At 59.2% G+C, this 12154-nt stretch carries 10 protein-coding genes; 5 read left to right on the top strand and 5 right to left on the bottom strand.

Going from position 1 to position 12154, the window contains the following annotated elements; all coding sequences use genetic code 11:
- Positions 1-40 precede the first annotated feature (40 nt).
- From GOW04_RS07900 to GOW04_RS07880, 5 genes are all read left to right on the top strand, one after another.
- Positions 41-1024: a tripartite tricarboxylate transporter substrate binding protein gene (locus GOW04_RS07900; protein WP_171232123.1), complete on the top strand. Its 984-nt coding sequence runs from the start codon at positions 41-43 to the stop codon at positions 1022-1024.
- Between the two features lie 66 nt (positions 1025-1090).
- Positions 1091-1573, top strand: a complete 483-nt coding sequence (locus GOW04_RS07895; protein ID WP_152460311.1) for a tripartite tricarboxylate transporter TctB family protein — start codon at positions 1091-1093, stop codon at positions 1571-1573.
- Between the two features lies 1 nt (position 1574).
- Complete coding sequence (locus GOW04_RS07890; RefSeq protein ID WP_171232122.1) at positions 1575-3086, top strand: tripartite tricarboxylate transporter permease; 1512 nt, start codon at positions 1575-1577, stop codon at positions 3084-3086.
- The gene (locus tag GOW04_RS07885) at positions 3079-4263 is read left to right on the top strand and encodes a CoA transferase (RefSeq protein WP_171232121.1); all 1185 of its coding nucleotides are present in this window, start codon (positions 3079-3081) and stop codon (positions 4261-4263) included. Before GOW04_RS07890 ends, GOW04_RS07885 begins: the two co-directional genes overlap by 8 nt.
- Positions 4260-5027 carry a citryl-CoA lyase gene (locus GOW04_RS07880; RefSeq protein WP_171232120.1) on the top strand — a complete coding sequence of 256 codons (768 nt, stop codon included), beginning with the start codon at positions 4260-4262 and terminating at the stop codon, positions 5025-5027. The genes GOW04_RS07885 and GOW04_RS07880 overlap by 4 nt, the downstream gene beginning before the upstream one ends.
- A 4-nt stretch (positions 5028-5031) precedes the next feature.
- Here the strand turns inward: GOW04_RS07880 and GOW04_RS07875 are convergent, their stop codons facing one another.
- From GOW04_RS07875 to GOW04_RS07855, 5 genes are all read right to left on the bottom strand, one after another.
- Positions 5032-6228 carry an acetate/propionate family kinase gene (locus GOW04_RS07875; protein WP_171232119.1) on the bottom strand — a complete coding sequence of 399 codons (1197 nt, stop codon included), beginning with the start codon at positions 6226-6228 and terminating at the stop codon, positions 5032-5034.
- On the bottom strand, positions 6225-7622 hold the full coding sequence (locus GOW04_RS07870; protein ID WP_171232118.1) for a bifunctional enoyl-CoA hydratase/phosphate acetyltransferase: 1398 nt from the start codon (positions 7620-7622) through the stop codon (positions 6225-6227). The genes GOW04_RS07875 and GOW04_RS07870 overlap by 4 nt, the downstream gene beginning before the upstream one ends.
- Positions 7623-7794: 172 nt before the next feature.
- Positions 7795-9972, bottom strand: coding sequence for a Tex family protein (locus GOW04_RS07865; protein ID WP_171232117.1), 2178 nt, complete (start codon positions 9970-9972; stop codon positions 7795-7797).
- Positions 9973-10134: 162 nt separating this feature from the next.
- The gene (locus GOW04_RS07860; RefSeq protein WP_171232116.1) at positions 10135-10875 is read right to left on the bottom strand and encodes an aspartate/glutamate racemase family protein; all 741 of its coding nucleotides are present in this window, start codon (positions 10873-10875) and stop codon (positions 10135-10137) included.
- A 39-nt stretch (positions 10876-10914) separates the two neighbouring features.
- Positions 10915-12153 (bottom strand): FAD-binding oxidoreductase, encoded by a 1239-nt coding sequence (locus GOW04_RS07855; RefSeq protein WP_171232115.1) that lies wholly within the window; start codon positions 12151-12153, stop codon positions 10915-10917.
- Between the last annotated feature and the right edge of the window lies 1 nt (position 12154).

Here is a 12154-nt window from a genome sequence, read left to right as displayed (position 1 = left end):
CTGAGCCGCCATGCGGCTGGTTGTCAAATGGGAGGACATCATGACGACATTCACACTGGGCCGTCGCGCCCTGATCGCAGTTGTGGCCGCAATTGGCCTGACAGGGCCGGCCTTGGCTGATGGCCATCAGGTCGTGGACAGCATTCACTTTCTGATTCCCGGTGGTGCCGGTGGCGGTTGGGACGGAACCGCGCGTGGCACGGGCGAAGCGCTGACAAAAGCTGGTCTGGTCGGCACGGCGTCATACGAAAACATGTCCGGCGGCGGTGGCGGCAAAGCCATTGGATATCTGATCGAAAATGCCGACAGCAATCATGGCACGCTGATGGTGAATTCGACGCCGATCGTGATCCGCTCGTTGACCGGTGTATTCCCTCACAACTTCCGCGATCTGACGCTGGTTTCGGGCACTATCGGCGACTATGCCGCGATCGTTGTCGGCAAAGACAGCCCGATCAACTCGATGGCGGATCTGCTTGCCGCTTTTGATGCCGACCCAAGCGGTACTGCGATCGGTGGCGGCTCGGTTCCCGGCGGCATGGACCATCTGGTCGCCGCGATGGTGATGGAAGCAGCGGGCAAGGATGCGCTTGGCGTGAAGTACATCCCCTATGATGCGGGCGGCAAAGCCATGGCGGCCCTGCTGTCGGGTGAGATCGCCGCCCTGTCCACCGGTTTCTCGGAAGCGGTCGATCTGGCAAACGCGGGTGAAGTCAAGATTATCGGCGTGACATCCGAAGAGCGCGTTGACGCGGCTCCTGACGCGATGACGATGAAGGAACAGGGTATTGATACCACCTTCGTGAACTGGCGCGGCTTTTTCGCGGCTCCCGGTCTGCCCGAAGACAAGCTGGCCGCCTACCAGGAAGCGATTGCCAAGATGTATGACACCCCGGAATGGGAAGAGGTTCGGGCACGCAATGGTTGGGTCAACATCCACAACTCGGGCGCTGACTTCCAGACGTTCCTGGAGCAGCAGGAACAGCAGATCGGCGATCTGATGAAAAAGCTGGGCTTCCTCTAAGTCCGTTTTCGGCAGAGCGGGTTTGCCGCTCTGCCTTCCCACGAACAAGAACAAGGAGGGGGTCTCATGGCGCTGGATCGCTGGATCGCACTCATTCTTCTGGGTGTGTGTTTGACATATGGCTATGCGGCTTGGTTCACGATGGACGGCAGCCTGCCCCCTTTCATGCAGAGAAACCCGATCTGGCCCAGCACTTTCCCCAAAGTGCTGTCGGTTCTGGGTGTCGTCACCACCACGATCATTTTGCTGGGCTTTGAAAAGGCGGAACCAAAGGAAGCCGATATCGATTACCGGCGACTGGGGGAATACCACCTTGATCAAGCGCTTATGTTGCTGGCCTTGATGGTGATTTACGCGCTTTGCCTGCGCCCTGTTGGGTTTCTGATCTCGACCTCGGCCTTTCTGATCCTCGGGTCTTTCATTCTGGGTGAGCGCAAATGGCACGTCATGCTACCCGTCGCGCTGATCGCCACAGGCGCGGTCTGGTATCTGGTTCAGGAAGTTCTTGGCATCTACATGCGCCCATTGCCGGGCATTTTCGGAGGCTGACATGCTCGAAGGACTTCTGATCGGTCTGCAAACGGCATTCTCAATTCAAAACCTGCTGATGGTGATCGCAGGGTGCCTGATCGGCACGTTCATCGGCATGCTTCCAGGTCTTGGGCCGATGTCGATCATCGCCATCATGATCCCGGTCGCGATTTCCATGGGCGACCCGTCCGCAGCGCTGATCCTGCTGGCCGGAGTGTATTACGGCGCCATCTTTGGCGGTTCGACATCTTCGATCCTTCTCAACGCGCCGGGGGTCGCGGGCACTGTTGCGTCCAGTTTCGACGGCTATCCGATGGCCCGCCAGGGCAAAGCGGGCAAAGCGTTGACTGTTGCAGCTATTGCAAGTTTTGCCGGCGGTACGATCGGAGCCATTTTGTTGATGGTCTTTGCCCCTGCTCTGTCTTCGGTGGCACTGCTGTTCCACTCGGCCGAGTATTTCGCGCTTATGGTCGTGGGCCTGTCGGCAATCGCAGCCTTCGCAGGCACTGGTCAAGTGGCCAAAGCCGTCATCATGACGCTACTTGGGTTGATCATGGCAACGGTCGGTGAAGGTGCATTGTTCAACCTGCCGCGTTTCACAATGGGTATCATGGATCTGCAATCGGGCTTTGGCTTCATCACGCTTGCCATGGCCATGTTCGCCCTGCCCGAAGCGCTGTTTCTGGTGCTCAAACCCAAAAACCTTCAGGGGGATGACGGCAAGATCAAGGACCTGCGCATCACAGGCAGTGAAGCCAAGGCCATCGCACCGGTGATCGGCCGCCAATCTGTACAGGGCTTCTTTATCGGGGTTCTGCCCGGTGCGGGGGCAACGATTGCCAGCTTCCTCGGCTACGCGGTCGAGCGCAACATTGCCCCGAAAGAGGAACAGGACGAATTCGGCAAAGGGTCAATAAAAGGTCTGGCTGCGCCCGAAACGGCGAACAACGCGGCATGCACCGGTTCTTTCGTGCCGCTGCTGACACTGGGCATTCCCGGGTCCGGCACCACCGCGATCCTGCTTGGCGCACTGATTGCCCTGAACGTGACACCCGGCCCACGGCTGATGCTGGACGAGCCGCAGATATTCTGGGCCGTCATCATGTCAATGTTCATTGGCAACCTTGTTCTGCTGATCCTGAACCTGCCGCTGATCCCATATATCGCAAAGGTTCTCTCGGTACCGCGCAATTACCTGATCCCCTTCATTTTGTTCTTCACTCTGATGGGGGCCTATATCGGGCAGAACAATGCGACCGAGCTTTTGATACTTGTTGGCTTCGGTGTTTGCGCCACGGCGTTGAAATTTGCCGACTACCCGCTTGCGCCGCTGCTGATTGGTTTCATCCTCGGGGGGATGATGGAGGATAACTTTGCCCGTTCGATGCAGCTCTATGACGGTATTGCTTTCATCTGGGAACGTCCGATGACGCTGGGTCTGCTTGTTGTCGCGGTGCTGCTGGTGCTGTTGCCCAGCTATCGCGCGCGCCGGGCGCGTGCTCGGGCCGCAGGGGTTGCCGACGGTGACTGAGCCATTGGCAGGAATACGGGTTCTCGATCTGACGAATGTCCTCGCGGGTCCGTATTGCTGCTATCAACTGGCGCTCATGGGCGCCGAAGTGATCAAGGTCGAACGCCCTGACGGTGGCGACCTTGCCCGCGTCTTGGGTGCTGATCCTGCCAGAAACAAGGCCGGTATGGGCGTCAGCTTTCTGGCGCAGAATGCTGAAAAAAAGTCCATTACGCTCAACATGAAATCAGAACGGGGCAAGGCGCTTCTGAAACGCCTTGTCCAGACAGCCGACGTGTTGGTAGAGAACTTTCGCCCCGGTGTGATGGATCGGCTTGGACTTGGGTATGGCGTCTTGCGCGATGTGAACCCCAGCCTGATTTACTGTGCCATAAGCGGGTTCGGTCAGGACGGTCCGCGCCGAGGCGATCCGGCCTATGACCAGATCGTGCAGGGTATCAGTGGCGTGATGTCTGTCACCGGCGGCCCTGACACCGCACCCTATCGCGTTGGCTATCCTTTGGCGGACACGATCGGTGGGATGACGGCCGCTTTTGCAGTGTCCGCCGCCCTGAACGCGGATCCTCGCGGGGCCTATCTGGATGTGGCAATGTCCGAAGCCGTGATCTCGACAATGGGTTGGGTCGTGTCGAACTATCTGATCGCCGGCGCCATTCCCGGGGCCCATGGCAACGAAAACACGACGTCAGCGCCGTCAGGAACATTTGCAACTGCTGACGCGCCCATCAACATTGCCGCAAACCGCGACGAACAATGGCAGGCACTGGCCCGGCATCTGGGCCGGCAAGACCTGCTGGCCCACCCGGACTATGAAACGCGCGAAGACCGCAAGCGCAATCGCCACGCCCTGCGCGCGGCGCTGGAGGAGACCTTGCGGACCAGAGCGGCATCAGACTGGGTCAGCGAACTCAACGCAATCGGAGTGCCGGCCGGGCAGGTGTTGACCGTACCCGAGGCGCTTGATGACGAACAGCTTGCCGGTCGCGGCCTGATCGGGTCTTTGCGGGTGCAGGGCGAAGACATGAAACTTGCAGGCAGCCCCATTGTCATGGACGGTGAACGGCAAATGCCCCAAGCCGCGCCGCCTGAACTTGGGGCAGACAATAACGCGATCTGGTCTGAAATTGGGTTGTCCGGCGCGGAAATTGACGCTTTGAGCAAGGAAGGCATCATATGAGCGATGTGTCCGATTGGTGGACGACTTCCATCATCGATATGGAACCGGGCCGGATCGACCTGCGCGGAGAGCCGATTCAGAATCTGATCGGGCATCTCGGTTTCAGCGAGATGATCTGGTTCATGGTTCGTGGCGACCGACCCTCTGGGGCGCAGGCCCGGTTGTTCGAGGCCGCGCTGGTTGCCGCCGTGGACCACGGACCTCAGGCGCCTTCGATCGCAACGGCGCGGATGGCCGTAACCTGCGGACTGCCGCTGAACAACGCGATGGCGAGCGCTGTGAACATGTTGGGGGATATTCACGGCGGGGCTGGCGAGCAAGCGGTTAGGCTGTACCATTTCGTGGCGCAACATCCTGGCCGGTTGGATCAAAGGCTGGACGAGTGGATCGAGCGTGAAGGAAAGATATTGCCGGGTTTTGGCCATCGTTTCCACACGCCGACGGATCCGCGCGCTCCACGTCTGATGGCGTTGGTCCGTGATGCTGTGACGGACGGGGCTTGTGATGGTCAGTTCCTACAGATCGGACAGGCGATCGAGGCAGAATTGGCCCGGCGCAAGGGAAAGCCCGTTCCAATGAACATAGATGGTGCCACCGCAGTGATCTATGCCGAGTTGGGCTTTGCGCCCCCACTGGCACGCGGTCTGTTTTGCCTGTCCAGATCTGTTGGCATTCTGGCCCATGCGTGGGAACAGATGCAGCAAGGCGGCCGGAACAAGGGACCGACCCCGCCTGCCTATCGCTGGACCTATGTCGAGACGTAGATCGCTAGGCAGTTCTGAGCCGTGGGCGTTTGGCCAGCAGGTCAGCCGCCGCACGGGCAATGACCAGTTCTTCATTGGTCGGGATTGCCATGACCACGACACGGGACAGATCGGTTGAAATGATCCGGTCATTGTCCGCATTTGCATCAGGATTGAGCTCGATGCCCAGCCATCCCATCCCAGAGCACACCCGGTCACGCACCAGACGTGAGTTTTCTCCGATCCCACCGGTAAACACCAAGGCGTCGATACCGCCGAGAATGGCCGCCATCGCGCCAAGTTCGCGCCGGATACGGAAGGTGAAATAGCTGATCGCCTGTCGGCTTTCGCGCGTGTCCGCCTTTTCCAGGGTACGCATATCGTTGGACAGCCCGGACAGGCCCAAAAGCCCCGACTTTCGGAACAACAGGTCCGAGATTTCGTCAGCGCTCAGCCCTTCCTGGTCCATCAGATACAGGACCACGCCGGGATCAAGTTGACCACAGCGTGACCCCATCGGCAGCCCGTCAAGGGCCGAAAACCCCATGGTCGATCCGACGGAGCGCCCTCCGATCATCGCACACATCGATGCACCATTGCCCAGATGGGCCACGACCACGCGCCCTTCGTGCAAAAGCGGCGCTGTCTTTGCCATGTGATCCGAAATGAATTCATAGCTGAGCCCGTGAAAGCCATAACGCCGAACACCTTTGTCGTAATACTCGCGCGGCAAGGCAAAAACGTCATTCTCCCACGGATGATTGCGGTGAAAGGCGGTGTCGAAACAGGCGATCTGAACCGCATTCGGAAAACGTTCCATCGCGGCCCTTGCTCCGGCCAGATTGTGCGGCTGATGCAAAGGCGCGAACGGGGACAGCTTGTCCAGCTCTTGAATAGACGCCTTGGTCAATGGCACCGGAGCGTCGATGTCAGGTCCACCATGGACAACACGATGCCCGACCGCAGTCACGTCGCTGTTTGGAAATGAGCGCGCAAGCAGGTTCAAAACCCAGTCCAGCGCTGTGGCGTGATCGCGTATTTCTCCGGCGGTGCCGCTGGCAAGGACACTTCCGTCGGAAGACTTTGCCTTGACAAGCGGCTCTGGCTCTCCAATCCGCTCCACAGCGCCGGTGCACACCATGATCGGATCGTCATCGGTCAGCTCGAACAGACCAAATTTCATGGAAGACGATCCAGCGTTCAGTGTCACGACATGTGTCATGCGGGTGCTCCGGTGCGCGGTAAGGAAAAGACTTCGTGCAGTGCCGCCACCGCACAGGATGCCAACCGGGCTTTGTCGTCATCGGCGCGGCTTGTCAAAATGATCGGAGCTTTGGCCCCCATGACCAGACCGGCCCCTTCTGCATTGGCGATATAGGTCAGTTGCTTGGCCATCATGTTCCCGGCATCCAGATTTGGCACCACCAGAATATCGGTTTTGCCCGCGACATCCGACACAATCCCTTTGGAACGCGCAGCCGCAAGGCTGACGGCATTGTCCATGGCAAGGGGGCCGTCAACAAGCCCGCCCGTGATCTGACCGCGTTCCGCCATTTTCGACAGCAAAGCCGCGTCAACCGAGGATCGGATCGCCGGATTGACGGTTTCGATGGCAGACAGAACACCCGCCCTGGGGTTTTCGATCCCCAGAGACAGGGCCAGGTCGATTGCGTTCTGGACAATATCAATCTTGGTTTCAAGGTCCGGCTCGATATTGATCGCCGCGTCCGTCACCAACAAAGGTCTGGGTTGTCCGGGCACGTCCATGACAAAGACATGGGTAAAGCGGCGGCCGGTGCGCAGGCCGTTTTCACGCCTGAGCGCAGCCTTCAGCAATTCATCCGTATGCAGATGCCCTTTCATCAGCGCTTTCGCTCGACCTTCTGCAACCAGATCGACCGCCGCATTGGCCGCACCGACGTGATCGCTCTGCGGAATGATTTCAATCCCATCCAACGACGCTCCGATTTCGGCGGCCGCGTGCGCGATTTTGTCCGAGTCACCGATCAGAATGGGTGTGATGATCGTCTCATGCGCGGCCAGCAGCGCCCCACCCAAGGCGTTGGGCTCTTCCGGGGCCACGACAGCGGTCGGCATGGGCGGCAGCGGGCGCACCTTTTCCAGCATGGCATCAAAGTGACGATGACGTTTCACCACCAGCCCGGGCAAATCCAACTCGGCGAACACCATCTCTTTCTCCGGCGCGATCACGACGGCCTGCCCGCTGACGATCACGGCACCGTCCGATGGGCGCGTAACGACCGTGTCAAAGACAACCTCCCGGTTTGGTCGCTTTTCCAGAACGGTGACTTTGGATACCAGCTCATCACCGGCATGCGCCCTTTCCACAAAATCAAATCGCTGCGATTTGTAGAGCGTCCCTGCCCCCGGCAGAACGTTCCCCAAAACGGCCGAGATCAGGGCCCCCACGAACATGGCAGGGGCAACCGCTTCGTTGATGTGGTCGCCGTCGCCGTCTTCGCTGGCCAGATGAAGCGGATTGTGGTTGCCGGAATTGTTGGCGAACACATAGAAATCATCGACCGAGCACGTGCGGGCCAGCTCGGCAGTATCACCGACCTGAAGCTTGTCGTAAGGCGTGTTGTGGTACTGCATGAACTGTCGTATCCATTTCGATCCGATTGGCGACGCTGAGAACTCTCTTGCTGATACCCAGTTCAGCGCGCAATGAAAACAACGCATGCCGGCTGCCCGTATCGGTCTGCACGCTATTTCCGGCGGGTAACGCCTTCATGTCGTTACGCCCGGATAATGTGCAGATTGCACATCAGGCGCGCCGCTTTCCGCCGCCGCCCTGTTTGCGCATCGAAAGCCCGATCCGTTTTCTGGGTACATCCACCTCGACAACGCGCACTTTCACGACTTGCCCGGCCTTGACGACCTCGTGCGGGTCCTTGACGAAGCGGTCGGCCAACTGGCTGACGTGAACCAGACCGTCCTGATGAACGCCCACATCCACAAAGGCCCCAAAGGCAGCCACGTTTGTCACGGTGCCTTCAAGAACCATTCCGGGCTTCAGATCGGTTATCTCTTCGATGCCATCCGCGAAAGTGGCCGTGACAAAGCTGGGCCGGGGGTCTCGTCCGGGTTTCTCAAGCTCGGCAAAGATATCCAGAACCGTGGGCAGGCCGAAATCTTCGGTTACGAATTGTTGTGCCCGCAACCCTTTCAAGGCCCCCTCATGGCCCATGATGTGCCTGATATCCCGCCCGCAGGCCGACACGACGCGGCGGGCGACTTCATAGGCTTCGGGGTGCACCGACGACGCATCAAGCGGTTCGGCGCCGTCCCTTACGCGAAGAAACCCGGCGCATTGTTCAAAGGCACGCGGCCCCAGCCCGGCAACGGACAACAGGTCCTTGCGTGATTGGAACGGCCCGTTCAGATCGCGATGGGCGACGATGGCTTCGGCTTGCGCGGGGCCCAGCCCCGACACGCGCGCAAGCAAAGGTGCAGAGGCCGTGTTCAGGTCAACCCCGACCGCGTTCACGACATCCTCGATCGCGGAATCCAGGGATTGCGACAGGCGGTGCTGGTCAACGTCATGCTGATATTGCCCGACGCCGATGGATTTCGGTTCGATTTTGACCAGTTCTGCCAAAGGGTCCTGCAATCGCCGGGCGATGGACACCGCCCCACGCAGCGAAACGTCCAGATCGGGAAACTCTCGTGCTGCCAGCTCCGACGCGGAATAGACCGAAGCCCCCGCTTCGGACACTACCACCTTGGTCGGTGCTTTTACCGCCTTGGGGAGCAGAGCCAGCGTATCCGCAACCAACCGTTCGGTTTCGCGGCTCGCTGTTCCGTTTCCGATTGCGATCAGTTCGATCTGATGGGCCGAGATCAGATTCAGGATGGCAGCCTGCGCGCCGCGCAAATCGTTTTTGGGTTGAAAGGGATACAGCGTGTCAGTGGCCACGACCTTGCCCGTTGCGTCAACCACCGCCGCTTTCACGCCGGTGCGGATGCCGGGATCAAGACCCAAAGTGGCCTTGGCACCCGCCGGAGCAGCAAACAGCAAGTCCTTGAGGTTGCGTGAAAAGACCTGAATTGCCTCATCCTGTGCCCGACTGCGCAGTTCGGCCATCAGTTCGACCATCATCGACAGCGAAAGCTTGACCCGCCATGTCCACCCGGCAACCTTGCGCAACCAAGCATCACCCGGTCCTTGGCCACGGGTCTGCAAATGCGCGGCCACGATGGATTCGGCCCGGGCTGCCCCGAACTCCGGTTCCGGCGCGATATCAAGTGAAACAATGTCCTCTTTTGACGCCCGCAGCATTGCCAATGCCCTATGCGACGGAACATCCGCCCATCGTTCGGAATGGTCAAAATAATCACTGAACTTGGCGCCTTCCTGTTCTTTCCCGTCGACAACCCGTGCACTGAGCAGCGCCTCGCGCTGCATGAAGGCCCGCAACTCACCCAGCAGAGTCGCGTTTTCCGTCAATCGTTCGGTCAGAATGTCCCGCGCGCCGTTCAGCGCGTCACGAGGGGTGGCAACGGCCTCGCTCAGGTATGCCCCGGCCAGTGTTTCCGGGTCCGCATCGCGATCGGCCAGAATGGCTTCGACCAGGGGTTCCAGCCCGTTTTCACGCGCGATCATCGCCTTGGTGCGCCGCTTGGGCTTGTAAGGCAGATAGATGTCTTCCAGCTGTGCCTTGGTTTCTGCCCGAGCTATCGATTTACTCAGATCTTCGGTCAGCTTCCCCTGTTCTTTTATTGACTTCAGGATGGTTTCCCGCCGTGCCTCAAGCTCACGCAGATAGGTCAAACGCTCGGACAGAAGGCGCAATTGAGTGTCGTCCAACCCACCGGTTGCTTCTTTCCGATAGCGGGCGACAAAGGGAACCGTCGCTCCGTCGTCCAATAGATTGATCGCAGCACCGACCTGATCGGGACGTGCATTGATCTCGGTGGCTATGGTGCGGGCGATACGGTCCAAAGGGGCCTCCTGAAACGGCAGTGAAAGGGCTTCTTAACCAGCCGTTTCAGCAAGGGAAAGTCCCTTGTATCGGTCCTTCGAAAGGCATCGGCAAACAGCGACTGTTTTCGCGGCTATTCGACATGTCTGAGCCATTGAATGAAAACACTAGCCTGCAAGGCCTCAGCCCCACGGCATCAGCCCGCAATACCCGGTGCGCGCGCTTACATTGTGCACCATTTGCGCCAGCGTCGTCAGGTCAAAGACCGGCAGTTTCAGGTCTTCTTGAATGCGCTTTGCATAAGGCGGAAGATCTGTGCATTCCAACACCACAGAGCGTATTTCGGGCGTTTCGCGCTTCAGCCTGCGTGCAGTGTCCAGCACTTCGGCCTCGATCAGATCTGTGTCCATTCGGTTGCGCGCGTTGCGCAGGATGACTTCGGCAAACTCACTGGTGTGTTCCAGACCCTGTACGGCCACCGGAACGCCCCCCGCTCCAACGCCTTCAAAATGGCGTTGCGTCAGCGCTGACGAATCCGCTGTAATCACCCCGACCGGTGCGCTGGCCCCGGTCATGTGAAAGGCCAACGGCACCTGTATCAGGCTCGAAGCGAAGACAGGCACCGATACGGCCGCGGTCAGCTCTTTTTGGAACAGGGCGAGAAACCCGCAACTTCCGGTGATGGCGCGCACGCCTTCAGCCTCAAGCCGTTGCGCGCCTTTTATGAATGGGTTCAGCAGATCAGGCGTCGGATTGTGCAGCAGCGTTGGCACCGTGACGCCATCTATCATCTCGTACAGCACCGGGAACGGCAGGCTGGAAGGGTTCTTGATATGACCGGGAGGTTTCGGAAAATAGCTTTCCAGACACAAAACCCCGATAGCGGCTCCGCAAATATTCTGTCCACCCTGGTAGATCGGCATGATGGGGTAATCCTTCTTCGAAACGGTGGTTGTTGCGCGTCAAAATCGCGACAAGGCGAATGAATCCAATGGGATGTTGAGGCGTTGCCCTGACACCAGGTCAGCCACCAGCTCACCTGTTTTGGGGGCCATCATCAAACCGTAATGGGAATGACCAAAGGCGGTGAACAGGCCCTTGTGTCCTTCAACCGGACCGATCGCAGGCAAACTGTCGGGAAAAGACGGGCGTCGGCCCATCCAGAACTGTGTATCCGAGGTGTTCAGATCCGGCATCATTGCGCGGGCCTGTGCGGTCAGAAGCGACTGTTTGCGTGGATCCGGCGGCGCGTCGATGCTGCCGAATTCGGCCGTGCCGGCCACACGCAGACCGTCCTGCATTGAACTGGCCACCACCTTGGCGTCCACGTCCATCACCGAGTTTTGCAGGCTGGCAGAGGGGGTCGGGAATTGGACATGGTATCCACGCTCGGCCACCAGTGGCACGGGCAAACCCAAAGGTTTCAGCAACCCGGCAGACCAAACCCCGGCGGCCAGCACGACAGTATCGGCGTGAAGCGCGCCGGCCGGTGACGTTAAGTGCCATTGTCCGTCTTCCATGCGCTTTAGTTCTTTGACTTCTGTCCGCACGAACTCGGCGCCTTGTTGACGGGCCTTGTCGGCCAAAACCGCACCGACCCGGCCAGGAGACGTGACCCGCGCCTGTCCCTTGATCAGGATCGCAGCCTTGAAATCTCGGGACAACGCAGGTTCGATCCGGCGCAATTCTGGTCCGTCGATCCGTTCTAGATGTCCGCCTTTTTCCAGCCGGATCAGATATCCCAGTTCTTTCAGGTCAGCCTGATCGGGGTTGCGAAACGCGTGGATATAGTTGGAATCAACAATAAGGTCTTCGTGCCCGGTATTTTGCAGATGTCTTCGGTACAGATCTATCGAAGGGCGGCACAGCACCTCCATTGCGTCCGAGATATTGCGTACGGATTTCACACTTGAATTCTTCAGGAACCTCAGGCCCCAGGGTATCATCCTGGGCCAGAACGCAAGTCTGACGGTCAACGCGCTTTTCGGGTCCAACAGCATCCCGGGGATCGTTTTCCAGATACCCGGCGTGGCCTGTGGAATGACCGACCAAGGCGAGACGACACCGGCATTGCCGAACGATGTCTCCTGCCCCGGTTCTCCACGGTCGATCAGACGCACGGCAATACCGCGCTCCTGCAACGAGAGCGCACAGCACAAACCGACGATCCCGGCGCCGATGATGGTCACTTGTTCAGGCATG

Origin of the sequence: Ruegeria sp. HKCCA4812 (assembly GCF_013034245.1) — a bacterium.
In the GTDB taxonomy this organism is placed as follows: domain Bacteria; phylum Pseudomonadota; class Alphaproteobacteria; order Rhodobacterales; family Rhodobacteraceae; genus Ruegeria.
This window is presented reverse-complemented; position numbering and strand designations above follow the sequence as displayed.